The sequence below is a fragment of the Pararhizobium sp. LjRoot235 genome, from assembly GCF_964254145.1.
Classification (GTDB): domain Bacteria; phylum Pseudomonadota; class Alphaproteobacteria; order Rhizobiales; family Rhizobiaceae; genus Pararhizobium.
Window position 1 is genome coordinate 2,465,596 of record NZ_CAXUSP020000001.1, and the last position, 18,212, is coordinate 2,483,807.

General features: G+C 59.3%; 22 protein-coding genes and 2 tRNA genes. 10 read left to right on the forward strand and 14 right to left on the reverse strand.

Going from position 1 to position 18,212, the window contains the following annotated elements; translation table 11 throughout:
* Positions 1-37 precede the first annotated feature (37 nt).
* Positions 38-1,288: a diguanylate cyclase gene (locus tag ACSQ2Z_RS11775; RefSeq protein ID WP_436081370.1), complete on the forward strand. Its 1,251-nt coding sequence runs from the start codon at positions 38-40 to the stop codon at positions 1,286-1,288.
* A 24-nt stretch (positions 1,289-1,312) separates the two neighbouring features.
* Here the strand turns inward: ACSQ2Z_RS11775 and ACSQ2Z_RS11780 are convergent, their stop codons facing one another.
* Positions 1,313-1,771: an Lrp/AsnC family transcriptional regulator gene (locus ACSQ2Z_RS11780; protein WP_436081371.1), complete on the reverse strand. Its 459-nt coding sequence runs from the start codon at positions 1,769-1,771 to the stop codon at positions 1,313-1,315.
* A 157-nt stretch (positions 1,772-1,928) separates the two neighbouring features.
* Here ACSQ2Z_RS11780 and ald point away from each other — a divergent pair, with 157 nt between their 5' ends.
* Positions 1,929-3,047 carry an alanine dehydrogenase gene (gene ald, locus ACSQ2Z_RS11785; protein ID WP_436081372.1) on the forward strand — a complete coding sequence of 373 codons (1,119 nt, stop codon included), beginning with the start codon at positions 1,929-1,931 and terminating at the stop codon, positions 3,045-3,047.
* A 51-nt stretch (positions 3,048-3,098) separates the two neighbouring features.
* On the opposite strand, the gene ACSQ2Z_RS11790 is transcribed toward ald, so the two are convergent.
* From ACSQ2Z_RS11790 to ACSQ2Z_RS11810, 5 genes are all read right to left on the reverse strand, one after another.
* Positions 3,099-3,569 carry a DUF1203 domain-containing protein gene (locus ACSQ2Z_RS11790; protein WP_436081373.1) on the reverse strand — a complete coding sequence of 157 codons (471 nt, stop codon included), beginning with the start codon at positions 3,567-3,569 and terminating at the stop codon, positions 3,099-3,101.
* 187 nt (positions 3,570-3,756) lie between these two features.
* Positions 3,757-4,323, reverse strand: coding sequence for a GNAT family N-acetyltransferase (locus ACSQ2Z_RS11795; protein ID WP_436081374.1), 567 nt, complete (start codon positions 4,321-4,323; stop codon positions 3,757-3,759).
* Positions 4,324-4,328: 5 nt separating this feature from the next.
* On the reverse strand, positions 4,329-5,183 hold the full coding sequence (sseA, locus tag ACSQ2Z_RS11800) for a 3-mercaptopyruvate sulfurtransferase (RefSeq protein ID WP_436081375.1): 855 nt from the start codon (positions 5,181-5,183) through the stop codon (positions 4,329-4,331).
* Between the two features lie 15 nt (positions 5,184-5,198).
* Positions 5,199-5,942, reverse strand: coding sequence for an alanyl-tRNA editing protein (locus ACSQ2Z_RS11805; protein WP_436081376.1), 744 nt, complete (start codon positions 5,940-5,942; stop codon positions 5,199-5,201).
* A gap of 7 nt (positions 5,943-5,949) precedes the next feature.
* Entirely contained in the window at positions 5,950-6,990 is a 1,041-nt protein-coding gene (locus ACSQ2Z_RS11810; RefSeq protein WP_436081377.1) for a cysteine synthase A, read from the reverse strand.
* 431 nt (positions 6,991-7,421) lie between these two features.
* Between ACSQ2Z_RS11810 and ACSQ2Z_RS11815 the strand changes: the two genes are divergently transcribed.
* Positions 7,422-8,264: an SDR family NAD(P)-dependent oxidoreductase gene (locus ACSQ2Z_RS11815; RefSeq protein WP_436081378.1), complete on the forward strand. Its 843-nt coding sequence runs from the start codon at positions 7,422-7,424 to the stop codon at positions 8,262-8,264.
* Here ACSQ2Z_RS11815 and ACSQ2Z_RS11820 read toward each other — a convergent pair.
* From ACSQ2Z_RS11820 to ACSQ2Z_RS11840, 5 genes are all read right to left on the reverse strand, one after another.
* Complete coding sequence (locus tag ACSQ2Z_RS11820) at positions 8,252-8,578, reverse strand: SMR family transporter (protein ID WP_436081379.1); 327 nt, start codon at positions 8,576-8,578, stop codon at positions 8,252-8,254. The genes ACSQ2Z_RS11815 and ACSQ2Z_RS11820 overlap by 13 nt on opposite strands.
* Positions 8,565-8,927 carry an SMR family transporter gene (locus tag ACSQ2Z_RS11825; RefSeq protein ID WP_436081380.1) on the reverse strand — a complete coding sequence of 121 codons (363 nt, stop codon included), beginning with the start codon at positions 8,925-8,927 and terminating at the stop codon, positions 8,565-8,567. Before ACSQ2Z_RS11825 ends, ACSQ2Z_RS11820 begins: the two co-directional genes overlap by 14 nt.
* Before the next feature lie 167 nt (positions 8,928-9,094).
* Entirely contained in the window at positions 9,095-9,727 is a 633-nt protein-coding gene (locus ACSQ2Z_RS11830; RefSeq protein ID WP_436081381.1) for a LysE family translocator, read from the reverse strand.
* Between the two features lie 129 nt (positions 9,728-9,856).
* On the reverse strand, positions 9,857-10,687 hold the full coding sequence (locus ACSQ2Z_RS11835) for a class I SAM-dependent methyltransferase (RefSeq protein ID WP_436081382.1): 831 nt from the start codon (positions 10,685-10,687) through the stop codon (positions 9,857-9,859).
* 223 nt (positions 10,688-10,910) lie between these two features.
* Positions 10,911-10,985: transfer RNA gene (locus ACSQ2Z_RS11840), tRNA-Asn, on the reverse strand.
* A gap of 190 nt (positions 10,986-11,175) precedes the next feature.
* Here ACSQ2Z_RS11840 and ACSQ2Z_RS11845 point away from each other — a divergent pair.
* A complete protein-coding gene (locus tag ACSQ2Z_RS11845; RefSeq protein WP_436081383.1) occupies positions 11,176-11,451 on the forward strand; it encodes a hypothetical protein in 276 nt (91 codons plus the stop codon).
* Between the two features lie 73 nt (positions 11,452-11,524).
* Here the strand turns inward: ACSQ2Z_RS11845 and ACSQ2Z_RS11850 are convergent, their stop codons facing one another.
* On the reverse strand, positions 11,525-11,857 hold the full coding sequence (locus ACSQ2Z_RS11850; protein WP_436081384.1) for a hypothetical protein: 333 nt from the start codon (positions 11,855-11,857) through the stop codon (positions 11,525-11,527).
* Between the two features lie 252 nt (positions 11,858-12,109).
* On the opposite strand from ACSQ2Z_RS11850, the gene lexA reads away from it, so the two are divergent.
* Both lexA and ACSQ2Z_RS11860 read left to right on the forward strand, forming a co-directional pair.
* Positions 12,110-12,826, forward strand: coding sequence for a transcriptional repressor LexA (gene lexA, locus ACSQ2Z_RS11855; protein ID WP_436081385.1), 717 nt, complete (start codon positions 12,110-12,112; stop codon positions 12,824-12,826).
* 256 nt (positions 12,827-13,082) lie between these two features.
* A tRNA-Cys gene (locus ACSQ2Z_RS11860) sits at positions 13,083-13,156 on the forward strand.
* 292 nt (positions 13,157-13,448) lie between these two features.
* Here ACSQ2Z_RS11860 and ACSQ2Z_RS11865 read toward each other — a convergent pair.
* Together ACSQ2Z_RS11865 and ACSQ2Z_RS11870 are read right to left on the reverse strand one after the other, a co-directional pair.
* Positions 13,449-13,667, reverse strand: a complete 219-nt coding sequence (locus tag ACSQ2Z_RS11865; protein ID WP_436081386.1) for a hypothetical protein — start codon at positions 13,665-13,667, stop codon at positions 13,449-13,451.
* A 489-nt stretch (positions 13,668-14,156) separates the two neighbouring features.
* On the reverse strand, positions 14,157-14,447 hold the full coding sequence (locus tag ACSQ2Z_RS11870; protein WP_436081387.1) for a hypothetical protein: 291 nt from the start codon (positions 14,445-14,447) through the stop codon (positions 14,157-14,159).
* A 538-nt stretch (positions 14,448-14,985) separates the two neighbouring features.
* Between ACSQ2Z_RS11870 and ACSQ2Z_RS11875 the strand changes: the two genes are divergently transcribed.
* The 4 genes from ACSQ2Z_RS11875 to ACSQ2Z_RS11890 all read left to right on the forward strand — a co-directional run bounded on the left by ACSQ2Z_RS11875 (position 14,986) and on the right by ACSQ2Z_RS11890 (position 17,964).
* Positions 14,986-16,224, forward strand: a complete 1,239-nt coding sequence (locus tag ACSQ2Z_RS11875; RefSeq protein WP_436081388.1) for a tyrosine-type recombinase/integrase — start codon at positions 14,986-14,988, stop codon at positions 16,222-16,224.
* Complete coding sequence (locus ACSQ2Z_RS11880; RefSeq protein ID WP_436081389.1) at positions 16,217-16,573, forward strand: hypothetical protein; 357 nt, start codon at positions 16,217-16,219, stop codon at positions 16,571-16,573. Before ACSQ2Z_RS11875 ends, ACSQ2Z_RS11880 begins: the two co-directional genes overlap by 8 nt.
* Before the next feature lie 89 nt (positions 16,574-16,662).
* Positions 16,663-16,863 (forward strand): helix-turn-helix transcriptional regulator, encoded by a 201-nt coding sequence (locus ACSQ2Z_RS11885; RefSeq protein ID WP_436081390.1) that lies wholly within the window; start codon positions 16,663-16,665, stop codon positions 16,861-16,863.
* Between the two features lie 624 nt (positions 16,864-17,487).
* The gene (locus tag ACSQ2Z_RS11890) at positions 17,488-17,964 is read left to right on the forward strand and encodes a hypothetical protein (protein WP_436081391.1); all 477 of its coding nucleotides are present in this window, start codon (positions 17,488-17,490) and stop codon (positions 17,962-17,964) included.
* Positions 17,965-18,212 lie beyond the last annotated feature (248 nt).

An 18,212-nucleotide genomic window follows, 5' to 3' on the forward strand; every position in this document is an offset into this window, starting at 1 on the left:
TTGCAATTTATAAAATTCCGGAATCAAATCCGGGCGCATGTCGATGACCAACGTATTTCTTTTTCTCGGCGAGGGTCTTGTCTACGTCGGGGTGATGGTCACGCTGCTGCATCTGCGCCATCTCCTCGGTATCGGCGTCTTCATTGCCGCGCTCGGCGTTCTGCATTTCATCGAGACCTATCTCGCCGCCGTCTTCTACGTGCAATTGCCATTCGGCGTGATTTCACCGGGTTCGGCGGTGCTTTTCGCCGGCAAGCTGATGATGATCCTGCTCCTTTACGTAAAGGAGGATGCGGCGACGGTGCGCCAGCCGATCTACGGCCTGCTGGCGGGCAACTTCTTGACCGTCGCACTGGGCCTGCTTCTTCAGATGCACGAGACGGTATCGGTCGTGCCGAACCGGACAGCCGATCTTGCCTTCATCGACGAGATGGGCTGGCTGATGCTGTGGGGAACGCTCCTGCTTTACATCGACTCGCTGTTGATCATTCTCCTTTACGAGCGCCTCGGACGCTGGGTGCGCGGTTTTCTCACCCTGCGCTTCCTCCTCTGCGGCATCGCCGTTCTGACGTTCGACCAGGCCGGATTCTACATCGCGCTGCATGCGGTGAACGGTGCGCCGGCCGAGGTTTTTTTGGGTGGCTGGTTTGCAAAGATGGGCGCTGCCGTCTTCTACGCGGCGATCCTTGGCGCTTATCTGCATTTTTCCAGCCATTCGGGGCGGTCCGTTTCCCCGCAGCCGATCGGCGACATCTTCAATACATTGACTTTCCGGGAGCGCTATGAGGACCTGCTGTCGAAATCCGGGCGGGACATGCTGACCGGCGTGCTCGACCGCAGCCGGTTCGAGTTCGAAGCGCCGCGGCTGGTCCGCAACGCGGCGGTGACCGGCAACATCGTCAGCTTGATCATGATCGACGCCGACCATTTCAAGAGTGTCAATGACCGGTTCGGCCATCTCGAGGGCGACCATGTGCTGAAGGCGATTGCCGTCGCGATCCAATCTGGTTTGCGCCAGAACGATTATTTCTTTCGCTACGGCGGCGAGGAATTCGTGGTTCTCTGTGACGGCCTTGATCACCCGAGCGCGCTGTTGCGCGCCGAGGATCTGCGTAAGCGAGTGATGACGGATGTGACGACATCGGATCTTGCGGCCGTCACCGTGAGCATCGGGATCGCGTCGACCCCTGTCGATGGTTCTGCGGCTCGGGACCTACTGTCGAAGGCGGATGCGCGGCTATATGAGGCCAAGCGGCGCGGGCGCAACTGCGTCGTCGGAAACGCCTGACGACGACCGCAAGAATCCGGTCGTTCAAACGCCGACATTCGGCCGGTCGATGATCTCGCGCAGCGAGAAGCTGGAATTGATCTTGACGACATGCGGCAAGGCGGAAAGCCAGTCCCGATGAATGCGCTCGTAGTCTTCGAGGTCCTTTGCCGCGACGCGCAGGATATAGTCGTATTCACCCGACATCAGATAGCAGACCAGCACATTCGGGCAGAGTTTCACCGCAGCCTCGAATTCGGCCAGCGTCTTTGCGAACTGGCCCGACAGCGAGATATGGACGATGACCATGATGCGGTAGTCGAGCGCCTTGTGCGACAGGCGCGCGTGGTAGCCGCTGATGACGCCGGATTTCTCAAGGATATCGACCCGGCGCGAGCAGGCGGAAGCGGACAGGCCCACCTTCTCGGCAAGTTCGGCGTTGGCGATCCGGCCGTTCTGCTGGAGAATCCGCAGGATCGCAGCATCAATTGCATCTATCGACATTCGTCGAATTTCCTTCGAATTTTTGTGTTTTTACGCAAGAATATTCGAAATATTACGCTAAAGATCGGCAACTTTGCAAGGACATGCGACCTGCTTTCTGTTTCTCTACACGGGTTAGAAACTGCAACGGCCAAGGCCGAAATGAGAGGAACGCGAAATGCGTGTCGGTTGCCCGAAGGAAATCAAAAATCATGAATACCGTGTTGGCCTGACACCCGGATCGGTGAGGGAATATGTGGCGCATGGCCACGAGGTGATCATCGAAACCAAGGCGGGCGCAGGGATTGGCGCGGAGGACGATGCCTACCGTGCCGCGGGCGCGAAGATCGTGGCTACGGCCAAGGACATCTTTGAAAAATCCGACATGATCATCAAGGTCAAGGAACCACAGCCGTCCGAATGGGCGCAGCTTCGCGATGGTCAGATCCTCTACACCTATCTGCATCTCGCTCCAGACCCTGAACAGACCAAGGGGCTGCTGAATTCCGGTGTGACGGCCATCGCCTATGAGACGGTCACCGACGAGCGTGGCGGGCTGCCGCTTTTGGCGCCGATGTCGGAAGTCGCCGGACGCCTGGCGATCCAGGCCGGCGCGACGTCGCTGCAAAAGGCCAATGGCGGTCGCGGCATCCTGCTCGGCGGCGTGCCGGGCGTTCTGCCGGCAAAGGTCACAGTGATCGGCGGTGGCGTCGTCGGTCTGCACGCGGCCCGCATGGCCACCGGTCTTGGCGCCGACGTCAGCATTCTCGATCGCTCCATTCCGCGGCTGCGGCAGCTCGATGATCTCTTTGCCGGCCGCGTCCACACGCGCTTTTCGACCATCGATGCGCTGGAGGAGGAAGTCTTCTCTGCCGACCTCGTGATCGGCGCGGTGCTCATTCCGGGTGCGGCTGCACCCAAGCTCGTCACACGCGAAATGCTCTCAGGCATGAAGAAGGGCGCCGTTATCGTCGATGTCGCCATCGACCAGGGCGGCTGTTTCGAGACCTCGCATGCGACCACGCATTCGGACCCGACCTATGAAGTCGATGGCATTGTGCATTACTGCGTCGCCAACATGCCGGGTGCCGTTCCGATCACTTCAGCCCAGGCATTGAACAATGCGACCCTGTTCTACGGCCTGCAGCTTGCTGACCGCGGCCTGAAGGCGGTTGCCGAGGACCGGCATCTGCGTGCGGGCCTGAATATCCACAAGGGCCGCGTCACCAACAAGGCGGTTGCCGAGGCCCTCGGTTACGAAAACCACGCGCCGGAAGCTGTGCTGAAGATCGCCTGATCGCCGCAGAGGCAATGAACGTAGCGGGGCCGGCGATTCCGGCCCCGTTTTTCATGCGCGCTCGATGCGGCACTGGTAACAATTGTTGCGGGCCGAGCGGACGTGCACATAGGCGATTTCCGGACGCTCGAGCAGTTCGACGGCGCGGACAGCGAGTTCATCGACCGGCGTCACCGCGCCGCTGCCATAGACGATGCGATCGTCGGCACCATAACCGCGCAACAGATAATCCTTGCTCGTCGTCAGGATCGGCGGAACGGCCTCGCCGCCCCCATAGGCTTCGCATTCCTGCGCATGCAGGAAGATCGGGCCGGTTTCCGCATAGGGTTGCAGCGCCGGGAAGGGCCGGTACGCAAGGATGAGGTAGGGATCGCCGGCAGCGATGTTGGCGAGGCAATGGCGGCAGGGCATGCCATCGCCATCGGAGACGTGCAGCTCGGGCGTCAGGCCATAGGCATCCGGTTCGCGGCGGCGGTAGCGTGCTGCGAGATCGCTCGGCATCGGTTTGTAGCGCAGGGTCATCGGGTTTCCTCCGGTTTTCATGGAGGACAGAAATGCCATGCGTTGAGAGCGGGCGACACCCGATTCGTGCCGGATCGGCCTACTGCATAATTCCTTAAATCGGAATCGATTTAAGGATAAAATTATGCAGCAGTTTCAAAGTAGTACAGCGTCCTTTGCGCGTCAGGTTTGACGCGCGGCGCTGTAGTCAGAGGCTGCGTGCGAGCGCCAGCAGTTCCTCGTCACTCAGCGGCTGCACGGTCGCGTCATGGGTAGAGACCGGAGAGAAGCCGAAGCGCTGGTAGAGCTGCAGCGCACGAGGATGATCGAGGGTGTTGGTCGAGACACGGACGACCTTCGGATTGGAACCCCAGGCGGCGTAAAGCGTCTGCAGCAGGAACCACTTTCCGAGCCCGAGACCAAGCGCGCGTTCGAACATGCCGAAATGCGAGAGTTCGACATTGTCCTCATCGACCTGCAGGAGCTCGAAAAATCCGGCGGGCGCGCCGTTGACGTAGAGAACGGTAACGGAGTTGCGCTTGTCGTGCAAAATGGCGGCCAACTCCGCATCGCTCAGCCGTAAACGATCGACCCAGCTCCAGCGTCGCCCGACCTGCAGATAGAGAAAGCGGTAGAACGGCAAAGGGATCTCCGGCACGCGCATGATCGCGGTCTGGATGTTGACCGGTACGGGCAGGCTCTGCTTCGGCGCTGCCGTCATTTCCAACTCGGTGACGCGCACCGCGAGCGGCTCCATGCCTTTTTCCTCGATCATTCCGATCACTCTTTTCCCGTCACCACCGGCGTATCCGCCCGGCTGCCCCATTCGGACCAGGAGCCATCATAAAGCTTATTGTCCGTATGGCCCAATGATTGCAGCGCGAGCATGATGATCGCCGCGGTGATGCCCGAACCGCAAGTGGTAACGACAGGTTTTTCAAGATCGATGCCGGCTGATTCGATGGTTTCCCTGAGCGCATCCAGCGATTTGAGCTTGCCACCGGTGGAAAAGACACCGGAGGGGAGGCTCTTGGCACCCGGCATATGGCCGGAGCGCATGCCGGGCCTTGGCTCGGCTTCATCGCCGGTAAAGCGGGCAGCACCGCGCGCATCGGCGATCTGGCGATTGCCGGTGGCGACGATGTCGATCATCTCCGCAAAGGACGCGACGGCCCCGGCGTTGAACTGGGGATGGAACTGGACCGCAACAGGCGCCGGGACATCCGCCGTCACCGGCCGGCCTTCCGCCTTCCAGCCGTCCATGCCCCCATTCAGTACAAAAACCGATCTGGCGCCCATCGTTCGCAATAGCCACCAGACGCGCGGCGCCGTGAAGATGCCCGGACCGTCATAGACGACGATGGTGTCGGTTTCGCTGATGCCGAGCTTGCCGACGGCATCGGCCAAGGCGGCGGGCGAGGGGATGGTGTGCGGCAGGCCACTCGTCAGGTCGGCAATCACATCCTGATCGTAGAACACGGCGCCCGGAATATGCGCGGCGGCATATTCCGCCTTCGGATCGCGCTTCTGTGCCGGCAGATACCAGGAGGCATCGAGGATTTTGATCGTCGGATCGTTCAGCCGCTGTTCCAGCCAGTCGGCGGATACGACAAAGGCGCTTTTCTGTTCGGTCATTGCATTTTTCTCCGATCAAAGGGCAGAAGTGATTTCCGGCGTGCCGAATCGGATGCGGAAGCGGCGGTTTTCCCTACCCTTCTTCTCGATCTTGGCGATGAAGATGGAGCCGACTTCCTGAGTTTCGGATACGTGCGTGCCGCCGCAGGGCTGGCTGTCTACCGAGGACTTCTCACCGATGCAGACGAGGCTGACACGGCCAAGCCCCATCGGCGGGCGGACATTCTTCGACTTGACGATGTCGGGATTGGCGGCAAGGTCCGCGTCGGTGATCCATTGCAGATAGACGGGGTGGTTTTCGTTGACGAGCTTCATCAGTGCCGACGTCACTTCATCCTTGTCAATGGTTTCGCTCATGTCGAAATCGACGCGACTTTCCTCCTCGCCGACGGCAGCGCCGGTGATCGGGAACTGGCAGACGACAGACAGCAGATGGCAGGCCGTATGCATGCGCATCAGTCTGTAGCGGCGCGGCCAGTCTATGTGCAGCACCAACTTTTCGCCGACCAACGGAACCGGCTGATCGACCGCGGGAACGTGGACGATGACGTCCTTGGTGTCGCCGTTGCGTGTCGTCGCGATGTCGATGCGGCCGCCGTCGGTGCGCTCGAAAAAGCCGTTGTCGCCGGGCTGGCCGCCCGACGTCGCGTAAAAACAGGTCTGATCGAGCTCGATGCCGCCGTCTTCCCGAATTCCCGTAACGATTGCTTCCGTGGTTGAAAGGTAGAAATCATCGCGAAATAGGGCGGTCGTTGTCATGAGATACTTATCCGGCGGGTTCGTATGGCACCGTTATCGCGGAATTTCTGGTCAGCCAGGCCGGAACGGGCAGGCCCTTGGACTTCAGAAATGCCGGATTGAACAGTTTCGACTGATAGCGGTTACCATAGTCGCAGAGGATCGTCACGATGGTATGTCCAGGTCCCAGATCTTTTGCCAGGCGGATGGCGCCGGCAATGTTGATGCCGGTGGAGCCGCCGACGCAGATGCCTTCCTTTTCAATAAGATCGAACACCAGCGGAACCGCTTCCGTATCCGGGATCTGGTAAGCGAAATCCGGCGTGAACCCTTCAAGGTTTGCGGTGATGCGGCCCTGGCCGATGCCTTCGGTAATCGAACCGCCGGAGGCTTTCAGCTCACCGTTGGTGTAATAATTGTAGAGCGCCGCACCCTCCGGATCGGCGATACCGATCTTGACGTTCGGGTTCTTCGCCTTCAGGCCGAGCGACACGCCTGCCAGCGTTCCGCCGGAACCGACAGCGCAGATGAAGCCATCGACCTTGCCGTCCGTGTCGCGCCAGATTTCAGGCGCAGTCGTCTCCACATGCGCGTCGCGGTTGGCGACATTGTCGAACTGGTTGGCCCAGATCGCACCGTTCGGCTCGGTCTTTGCAAGTTCCGCGGCAAGGCGGCCGGAGAGTTTCACGTAGTTGTTGGGGTTCTTGTAGGGCACGGCCGGGACTTCAACGAGCTCGGCCCCGAGCAGCCTGATCGCGTCCTTCTTTTCCTCGCTCTGAGTTTCCGGAATGACGATGACGGTACGATAACCGAGCGCCTGCGCAACCACCGCGAGGCCGATACCGGTGTTGCCGGCGGTGCCTTCGACAATCACGCCACCTGGCTTCAACTGCCCGGACCTTTCCGCCTGGCGGATGATGAACAGCGCCGCCCGATCCTTGACCGACTGGCCCGGATTGAGAAATTCAGCCTTGCCGAGAATGGTGCAGCCGGTTGCCTCGGACGCGCCTTTGAGGCGGATCAGCGGCGTATTGCCGATGGCATCGAGAACGGAGGGCAGAACGGACATGAGCGAACCTCTTGGCTGCGGGATATTGCACCAGGCGGTCGCCTGACGCGGATGATGATTTTAACAGGACATGTCCGAACCGCATCAGTCGTTTTCGGCCTTCACGATCCAACATACCGGAATCTTAACGTCTTTTCAGCTGCAGCGCAGAGCGAAGCAAGAAAAAGTGTTTCATCTGGCTGCCGCGGCGGGCAAAAATTGACCCGCGGCCCAGAAAATCGCTTCTAAAGCCGATGATCCGTTTCTTGTCCCCGGCATCCTGGGCGACCCGGTTCCGGGGCACGACAGGTCCGGAAAATCAACGGCTGATGTTCAGCTTGGTGCTTGCCGTCGAATGGCCCGAATGCGGGAACAAACTCCGTTTCAATGCGTATTGTTTTGTGATCCCGGACTTCGGGGTGACGCAGCTTGGAGCAGCGAAAGGAAAACCCATGACCAACTTTGTCGCACATCCGCAGCATGGTTTGGCCTGGGTCACGGGGGCAAGCTCCGGCATCGGCCGGGCCTTGGCGCTGCATCTGATAAGAGACGGCTTCGACGTGGCGGTCACGGCCCGGGACCACGAAAAGCTGGTTCAGCTGCAACACGAAGCACCGGGACCGGGCAAGATCATCGTGCTGGACGGCGACGTCACCGATCCGCGGGATATGGAGCGCGTTCTCGCGGCCATCGAATATGAACGCGGCGCGATGGCGCTCGCTGTACTCAACGCCGGCGTCTCCATCCCGGTGCATGGCGAGGATATGCATCGAGAGGATTTCGAGAAGACATTTGCGGTGAACCTGCTCGGGACGGTCAACTGCCTCTTGCCAGCCGTGCGCCACATGCAGGCGAGGGGGCACGGGCAGATCGCCATCGTCTCCTCCGTTTTGGGCTACGGCGGCCTGCCGACGAGCGCTGCCTATGGCGCGACGAAGGCGGCACTGATCAATATGGCCGAAAGCCTGAAATTCGACCTCGACAAGACCGGCATCCGCCTGCAGATCATCAATCCAGGTTTTGTCGATACGGCGTCTGCTGCCAAGAACGAATTTCCGATGCCGGCTTTGATCAGCCCCGAAGAGGCGGCTGAAGGTATTGCCAAAGGCCTGAAATCAAGTGGTTTCGAGATCACCTTTCCAAAGCGCTTCACCTATATGATGAAACTGCTCAAGCTCCTGCCTTATGGGCTTTATTTCTGGCTGCTGAACAGGCTGACCGGATGGAAGGACCGGCCGCTTGTAACGCAGCGTCACGCCGCGGAGACGATGGCGCGCGACCCTCAGGCCGTGTGAAGCACGACAACCGCACCGAAGACGAGGACAAGTCCGACCCAGGCGATCGGCTTCAGTTTTTGGCGGAAGAGGAGGCGGCCGGAAATGGCCGTGCCGAAAATCCCGGTTGCGCCGAGGATGGCGTAGGCGATTGCCAGTTCCATGCCTTTGACCGCTTCCACCAACAGAGCAAAGGCTGAAAGCACGAGCAGGATCGACAAGGCGCCCCAGCCGCGGCGGGCAAACCCGTTCGACTTGGTGGACGCCAGATTGGCTGCAACATCCAGCACCCCCGCCAGCACCGCAAACAGGAAATAAACGTTAGACGCGGTCATCGGCCACTTCCAGTTCCTCTTCATCGTGAACTTCGCCTGCGTTGATGAGAATGATGCCACCGACCGCCATCATCAGGCCGATCATCTCCTGATTGCTCAGCACGTGATCAAAGATGAAAACCGAGACCAGCGTGATCAGCGCAATGCCGGAGCCTTCCCAGATCGCGTAGGCTATGCCGACCGCGATTTTCTTCACCGCCTTGGCGAGGAAGACATAGGAGAGGGCGATGGAGACATACATCACCGCATAGCCCCAGGCGCCGCCGCCGGAGGAGGCTGCTTTCATCACCGTCAGGCCGATAACTTCAGTGGTAATGGCGAGCGCCAGAAAAACCCATGCAAGGCGCACATCATCCCCTTGGAATGTTCGATTAAAGACGTTGGGGCTTGCATAAGCTCACCGACAGCGCCGGTAAAGCTGTAGCGATGACTTTATTGCGGGGCGGGTGGTTGAAACGGGCGGCCGGTCCCTGCAGCGGCGCCACGCCGTTCCGACTGTTCACCCAGCTCAACCGGTCAGCTCTTCTGAAAAGCAAGATGAGCACCCAACCCGATCAGCATCGCGCCGCCGGCACGCTGCATGAGGCGTTGCGCCTGGCTCGAGCGGCGCAGCCGGCCGATCACGGCGCCGGCCAGAAGCACACAGACGATATCGGCCGAGGAAAACATGAGATTGACGATCGTCCCCAGAATGGCGAGCTGCAGCCAGACGGGGAACGCGGCGGAGACATCGGCGAATTGCGGCAAGAAGGCCACGAAGAAGATCGCCGTCTTCGGGTTGAGAACCTCGACGGTGACGCTTTCGAAAAAGGCGCGCCGGGCGGATTTCGGCTCGATGCCGGGCAGGGTCACGTCCCCCTGCACCCGGGCGCGAAAAAGCGAAATGCCGAGCCAGACAAGATAGGCCGCCCCGGCGAATTTCACGGCCATATAGAGCATTGGCACGGCGTGGAACAGGATCGAAAGGCCGGCGGCCGCTGCAAAAACATGGACATAGCCGCCGAGATGAATGCCCAATACAGCCATCAGTCCCGACCATCGGCCGCGCGCGATCGTCTGGGCCGCGGCATAAAGCATGGCAGGGCCCGGGATGTAGGCAAAGACCGCGGTCGTGGCAAGAAAGGCGATCAGCAGATCGATTGATGGCATGGTCGGGCTCCGGTTTCGGCCGGCGAGGGCGGAAGTCTTCTCTACTATGGAATTGCAGGATTGTCGCGTCAGCTGATCGCAAGGCTGCCGGGCACGTCAAGCCCGGTGGGAGGGCGCATGGCGCGAGGTTCAAAACCGAAAGCGCAGGAGCCAGCCGATTCTCCCGAGGACCGGAGCCGCCGCGAAGGCGTAAATCGCCAGACGCGCCGCCCAGGATAGCCTGGCGATCTGTCTCGGATCGTAAGCTTCCGGATCATAGGCCGGCACTTCAGTCAACAGTTTCAGCCGCGGAACCTCAGTTTCGAGTTCACGCGGATCGTTTATCGCCCAATGCAGCCTGGCTCCGGTCACACGAACCGAAGGCTGCCAGCTGATGAGCGCCAGGCCGAACCGGCTATAGCCATCAAAGACCAACTCACCACTCGGGAGATGCGCGGTGAGCCGCCGCAGCAACTTCGGGACTTCGTCGGCCGGCAGATAAGGAAAAAGCCCCTCGGCAACAATGATCGCCGGACGGTCGGCCGGCACATCTGCGAGCCAATTCGGGTCCGTTACGGACGATCCGATCAGACTACAACCGTCGCGCTCAGGATAGAGTTTTCGGCGCAGCGCGACAACCTCGGGATAGTCCAGGTCAAACCAGCGGATGTTCGGCGCGGGATCGATGCGGAATATGCGACTGTCCAGCCCACAGCCCAGATGCAGGACGGTCGCGTCGGGATGGCGAGCGATGAAGTCACGCGTCCAGCCGTCGAGAATATGGGCGCGCATCGCCACGCCGATCATCAGGTCGCGATCGATCATCAGCCGCGAAAAATCATAGTCGATCCGGCTGACGGCCTCGGCGGCGAAACGATCCCGCAGAAGGGTATCCGGCAGGCGGCTTTCCCCGGCCTTCGCGTAAAGCGTGATGAGGAGGGTTTCCTTCTCCCCTGTCAGTGACACTTTTTCGGCCGTCATGGTGAACCCGTGGGGTGAGGGCCGCGCACCAAGTTGGCCGCAGCGCACGCATCCTCGAACGCGGCGACAGGCCGCTGCAATGCGCCCGAACTGTACCGCAGAGTATAGGCGACAACGCAGTTGTGAGTAAGGTCAGGCGACTGGGGAGCATGCGGGCCGGTCTCATCACACTGAAAAAATGCAAAGAAAAAAGGGCCGCACCATAAGTGCAGCCCTTTGAAACTGGCTCCCCGGGCCGGATTCGAACCGGCGACCTGTCGATTAACAGTCGAATGCTCTACCGCTGAGCTACCAGGGATCATCTGCGCGCTGCAGAAGTGAGGCTGCTAATACAAATGCTTTACCGATTTGCCAAGCGGTTTTTCAAAAAAAGTGCACAATCTTGTCTGACTGTGGAGAACTCCCCATCCGGGAAGGCCGCGCACTGGAAGAGCCGCACGCAAATCCGCGCTATGGTGTACGGCATCGAGAGCAAGGCAGGTGAGTTTATGGCAGAAGCGCAGAAAACGAAAAAATTCGGTATCGATGCGAGCAGACATGAACTCATTCTCGGGGCGTGGCGCCTGCGCCTGCCAAAGTCGCGGACCTTGCGTATCACCCTTGGCGCCGCGCTGCTCTTTGGCGGTATCCTCGGCTTCCTGCCGGTTCTGGGCTTCTGGATGGTGCCGCTGGGCCTGATCGTGCTGTCGCATGACCTCGCCTTCGTCCGGCGGCAGCGCCGCAAACTTTCCGTCTGGTGGGCGCGCAAGCGGCAGACGCCGTAAAATCTGCGCCACTCTGCAAGGGCCCGGCTGCAAGGGTCGTCGTAGGCCTTTATTCGATGAGGTGCCAATGGCCCTAGCCGCTGGAACCGGTTTGTGGGGTCGGATCCTTGTCGACCGGGGCCGGCTGCATCTGTTCCCCGGTCGCCGGAGCATTGTCGACGGCGCCCTGATCGGTGTCCTTGGCCGCCGGCGTGGTTTCCTCTATCCGTGTCGCCGCATCATTGTCGGTGCTTTCGCCGAATATCTCTGCGCCCGCCCAGGCAATGAGGGCAAGCACCAGGCTGGCGATGAGAACCATCAGCACCGGGCGGCCAAGCGGTCCTTGCCGGGCTTCGACACCGCTGATCTTCACCACCCGGTTCGTGTCTTCGGGCGAAATCTTGTTACCGCGTCCATTGACGACCATCCCTGCCTCCTGGAAGCAGACCGTGCCGCCGCCACAGGTTTCAACATGAGCGGAAAACGGCCGGACGGGGCAAATGTTCCGCTCAGCAAAGGCGGACATCGGCGGTGAGAGCGCTGAATGCCGGTTTTCGGCGCCGCAAGCCCAAAAACTCGCACCTTGAAAAGGTTCAACGAATTATGGGACTTGCGGAACACATATGGAACATATAGTGTTCGTTCTTGATTTGTTTCTCGATTTCCGGAGTGATCTTTCATGCTGACCCGCAAGCAACAGGAACTGCTTCTGTTCATTCACGAAAGAATGAAGGAATCGGGCGTGCCGCCGTCCTTCGACGAGATGAAGGACGCGCTGGATCTCGCTTCGAAATCCGGCATTCATCGGCTGATCATGGCGCTCGAGGAGCGGGGCTTCATCCGGCGCCTGCCGAACCGGGCACGCGCGCTTGAAGTCATCAGGCTCCCGGAGGCCTATTCCATGAGCCTGCAGCCCAAGCGCGGCTTTTCGCCGAGCGTCATCCAGGGCAGCCGCGGCGCTCCGCCGGCGCCAGTCGCCGCCAAACCGGTCGCGGCCAGCAATGAGAATAGCTCCGTCTCGATCCCCGTCATGGGGCGAATCGCAGCCGGTGTGCCGATCTCGGCGATCCAGAACAATACGCACGATATTTCTGTACCGCTCGAGATGGTCGGAACCGGCGAACATTATGCACTGGAAGTTCGCGGCGATTCGATGATCGAGGCCGGCATTCTCGACGGCGACACCGTCATCATACGCAATACCAACAGCGCCAGTCCCGGAGAGATCGTCGTCGCCCTGGTGGACGATGAGGAGGCAACGCTGAAGCGGTTTCGCCGCAAGGGCGCATCGATCGCGCTCGAGGCTGCCAACCCCGCCTACGAAACCCGGATTTTTGGTCCCGACCGGGTCAAGATCCAAGGCAAGCTCGTGGGCCTGATCCGACGTTACCATTGAGCGGCAAACCTGCGTCCGCGCGCCGGGGATACAGGCGGCTGATTTTCTTTGAAAATTGACGTTAGCGGGGGCCCGACAGTAGTCGCCGGCGGTTTGGTATCAGCAATGTGCGGTCTTTTCCTCGCGACGCGAACCGGCAACGGGTGGGAGACAGGTTTCTCCCATGAGAAAAAACTGGAATTCGGCCAAGGCGTCTTGCACTGGATGGGAAATCGGTCTAAACGCCCGTCACACGATTAAGAGATGATCGTTACGAGGCCTCGTGGCGGAGTGGTGACGCAGAGGACTGCAAATCCTTGTACCCCGGTTCAATTCCGGGCGAGGCCTCCAAAATTTTCCACAATATTCACAATTGGATAGGGTCGCCGCTTCAACCATGTTGGCAACCGTGTTCCATCACGCCGCCATGAACGGATATCGGCGTGATGTTTACGCCGATGGGACCGATAACGCGTGTCTCGCCGCGTTAAAAGAGCAATTCCGACGTTTCGCGAAACCGGTAAAAACGCGTTCCAAATGCGGCGCGGCGGCGCGCTGGCGATGACGATGCACTCCGGTTGAAACTCCGAATCAATGGCGACGAAATGCAGGAGAATTTAGCATTGCGGAATGCGGCCGGCGATCAATGATAGTAGAAGCATTCGCAATCGACCTTGCTGTCATCCGGCGCATTCCAGACGCGGACTGCCAGTTTCCTGGCCGTACCGGTCTCATCCAGCCGGAGGCCCAAAAGTGACACGGCCGCGAGTTTTGGATTGACCGCATCGATCTCGACCGTCGAGCCGACTTGATGGACGCCCTCTTTGGGCGTCCAGGTGAAAAACTGCACGCTGTAATGCATGGTGCTCTCCTTCACCGCGGATGGGTCAAATCCCAGTCCCAGACGGTACTGGACGATCCGGCAGGCAAACAGAAACGGCTCGCAACAACCGATGTGGTCTGCCTCTACCTCGAACCTAGCACGATTTGACGATCGAGTGAATCGTTATCGCGTGATTCCGGTTAGAAAGTTCCGCTCCAGCTCTCAAAACTTCGCGCTGCCGGACCACCCGCGCGGGTTAGTTCCCGCGGAACAACAGGCGCGAAATTGTCTTCGTAAAATCTCATCGGATTTGAGGATGACGGTGATGGAAAAGAGGGAGCCGCTGGGTCATATAGAAATTTCGTGGTTGCGGCGGAAGACGCGTCTGGCGCTGGTCGTCGGGGCAGCCAGATGCTCCAGGCATTCCACCCTGAAGGGATGCATGTATGTCACGCAGGATCGAACCGAGCGGCGAGTAATAGCACCGGCGTTCGCGCTGACTGGGTGTCGCGCCCGTCAGCATTTTCATTACCCCCCATTGGGAAAGCCTGATGCAGGAACGTCCAGCAATTCCGCGTACAAGATCAATTGGGTGCCGAGTTCCTTCGCGTCCGCTGCAGACATTGCTGCCTGAATCTGGTGCGGCGGACGATCTGTTGACTGATACACATCCCACTCACGCTGCGAAAGCGCATAGCCGAGCCGCAGAACGACGGCGCCGTGCAGCGGCATAGACGTAACGCCCCATTCCACGAGCGGTTGGATTCTGAGCTGTTCGTTATTGTCAAATTCCCAATTTGCGTTGTCAGCTGATCCCATGACGCAGATCCTCCCATGCAAAGATACGCGCGCCCTACGTCTGACAATGTATATTTAAACATTCTAAAATTCATGCACACTAAAGACGTACTTCCACGCATCCCTAAGGTCATTTGAATGTCGCTCAGATTCACTGCTCAGTGGCCGTCAGACAAGGGGTCACAGCAGGCACAGGCTGGTACTACGTGCCCGTGTCGCCCATCACACGTTGGGGAGCACAAGAGCTGCTCATCGCCTTTGATGTACGCCGGGCTGTAGACGTCCGCCGCTGCCATGGCCGGAACCGAGGACATCAGCGCGAGAATGACCCCAATCATGAGCCTCATTTTGCGGGGACAGGCCGTTACCTATGGGTCGGACAATTGGGAAATCTGGCGGAAGAGGTGTCCGCTCCGCCTAACTCCTGCACCGTCCATTAGCTTCCAAAAACTCGTACAAATCCCGCATATCTGGGCTTTCTTGGTCTTTACAAGTCCATTAATGTCCATGTATATCTAGTACAAGTTTGTACCTAGATTTGTCCTTATGGGAGACGAACATGCGGGCCATCAACAAGCTAACGCCGACAAAGGTCACCAGCCTTTCCAAGCCCGGTCTGTATGCCGATGGACTGGGTCTATACCTCCAGGTTGCCAAGGGCGGTTCCAAGGCGTGGATCTTCCGATACATGAAAAACGGGCAAGCCAAGAAGATGGGCTTGGGCTCCGTAAACCTCGTTCCGCTCAAGGAGGCCCGCGACAAGGCGTTTGAGTTGCAACGCAAGCTCATGGACGGCACCGACCCGATAAAGGAGCGGGACGGCGAACGCCTCGCCGCATTGATCGCAGAAGCCAAGGCTATGAGCTTCGAGGATTGCGCTTCGACCTATATCTCCTCACACCGAGCCGGCTGGAAGAACGCCAAGCACGCCGACCAGTGGCAGAACACCCTAGCAAGCTATGTGTTCCCGCACTTCGGCAAGCTACCCGTTGCCGAAGTTGACGTTGGTCTGGTCATGAAGGCCCTGCGGTCGATTTGGACAGAAAAGCCGGAAACCGCGACCCGGGTTCGTGGGCGCATCGAGTCAATACTCGATTGGGCTACGGCTCACGGCTACCGCTCGGGCGACAATCCGGCCCGCTGGAAAGGGCATCTCGACAAGTTGCTGCCGAAGCGCCAGAAGGTCGCCAAGGTCAAGCATCATGCCGCGCTGCCCTATTCCGAGATAGCGCCCTTCATGAGCGATCTGCGAGCAATGGAGGGGGTCAGCCCCAAGGCGCTCGAGTTCGCCATTCTCACAGCGACCAGAAGCGGCGAGACCCTGGGCGCCCTCTGGACCGAGATCGACATGCAAAACGCGCTGTGGGTCATCCCTGGCGCCCGCATGAAGGCGGAAAAGGATCACCGCGTCCCTCTCTCCAAGCAAGCATTGGATCTCCTGCGCGAGCTGCCCCGCGAGGAGGACAATCCTTTTGTGTTCATCGGCAACCGCGGCAAGGGCGGTCTGTCCTCAATGGCGCTGCTTATGACGCTGCGCCGGATGGAGCGCGAAGACCTTACCGTCCATGGTTTCCGATCGACATTCCGCGATTGGGCTGCAGAGCAGACCGCTTATCCGAATGAGGTTGCCGAAATGGCGCTAGCTCACACAGTTGGCGACAAGGTCGAGGCCGCCTATCGCCGTGGCGATCTGTTTGAGAAGCGCCGCCGCATCATGGCAGATTGGGCGGACTATTGCGGCAAGTCGGCCGGCAAGGGCAACAACGTCGTAGCGATAAGGGAAGCGAACAATGGCTAAGAAACCACGCGAAGTCGCTTTCACTATCCCGGTGGCTGACACAGGAGACGCTTTAGAGCGGAAATACGACATGTACGGCAAGAATGTCGGCATGGAAGTTCGTCACAAGAATCTTTCCTACAGGCCGCCCAAACATGATTGGGAAATCGCGCTGATCCATCTTGCCGCGAAGGCGCTCGAAGGCCAGCTAAGGCTTGTCGGGGATCCGAAAGCGGACCGGCAGAAGATTCAGGAGGTTCTCCTCCAAGGGCTCGACGACAGCCCGATTGAGCCTGGCGCGTCGACGGTTCGCGACAAGGCCGATGAAATCATGGCCGAATTGGCGCGCATCCGCGTGCGAGACGAGTAGCACGGTAAGTGTCCGGGACTTACCGCGCCACGGATTTCTGAGGCCGGTTATCCATTGAGCGTCAACAACGTTCAACGGAGACCACCTACATGGCTCAGAACATTCTCAGGCTCGACGCGGTAATGCGAGCAACCGGGCTCGGCCGCTCCAGTATCTACAACAAAGTAGCAGAAGAAATCTTTCCCAAGCCCATTAAGCTCGGCCCGCGTGCAGTCGGCTGGCTCGAAAACGAAATTGAGGCATGGCAGAACGCATGCATTGAGACCCGCGACACGGGGGCCGCACGATGACCGGCCTTTGTCACGAATCCACCGCTCAAATCACCGTCGCCGCTCAATGGTATCGCCAGCACAAGGGAGAATGCCCACGCCCGATCGTTCCACATCTACGCCAGCGCTTCGGTTTGTCATCTCTTGAGGCCTGCGAGGCATTGAGCGAGGCAAATAGCCAGGGAGGTGCCAATGCTCGCACTTCCTGAAAAGCGAAAGGCCAGCCCCGCCAGGCTGACCTCACTTGAAATTGTCCAAACGGCTCGGGACGATCAGAGAGATACCATACCGCCCTTGGCACTGCAAGAATTTCGCATCCGCCAACGCTTCGGCCTTTCCGGGCCCCTCGCGCGTGCCGTGGCCGAACTGGCTTATGGGGGCGCGGCATGATCACTGACACCGGAGCAGCGCCAAATATCACCCCGCAAGCAAAATGGAATGCAGCTAATCCTAAAGCCATGTGGGCTCATAATGCAGTCCGATCAGCTATCCGCCGCGGCCTAATCGAGCGTCAAGCCTGCGAAGTCTGCGGAGCGGAAAACTCCGAGGCGCACCATGACGATTACGAGCGGCCGCTATTGATCCGGTGGCTATGCCGTCTGCATCACAGAGCTGTGCATCGCAAGCCGAGACAGGAGGATCGCCATGCGTGAGTTCTCCAAGGTCTCGCCTCTGTTGTGGCGCGACAAGCGATTTCAAGGTTTGGCGTCTTCTGACGCCAGACTTGCATTCTTCTACTTTTCCACCTGTGAACATCAAACGAGTGCCGGATGCTACCGCCTTCCTGATGGATACGCTGCGAACGACCTTGGGTGGGACACAGCGCGATATCAAGCCGCCCGAAAGGAAATTACGTCTGCCGGCCTGATCCTGTTTGACGAAGACACCAGCGAAATATTCGTGGCGGGCTGGTTCAAGGAAAACCCCATCACAAACGGCAAACATGCGACGGGAACTTCGCGCCTGATCATGAACATCCAAAGCGACACTATCCGTGAGGCCGCCGAAGAAGGATTTATCGAATCTCGGGATACTTTTGAAAGTGCTCGGGCGGAACAAAAGCAGGGGCCATCCAACGTTTCCAGGCTCGCTAACAGTGATTATCTCAACAGACGTGCATAGCCCTATCGATACCCCTATCCGTAGCCCTACCGATACACAGAGACAGAGACAGAGACAGATACCGAGACATGAGACCGAGACACAGACAGAAAACAAAGACAGAGACAAAAACCTGAGAGCCCCATTCGCGCAAGATCGTTCGCCTGTGCCGATCCGAGAGCGAGTTAGGCTTAGGAGAAGGAACCATTTCAACGTCGGTGCCAAATCCGTTTAAGAGCAACAAAGGGGTGGAAGGAGACACAATTCCC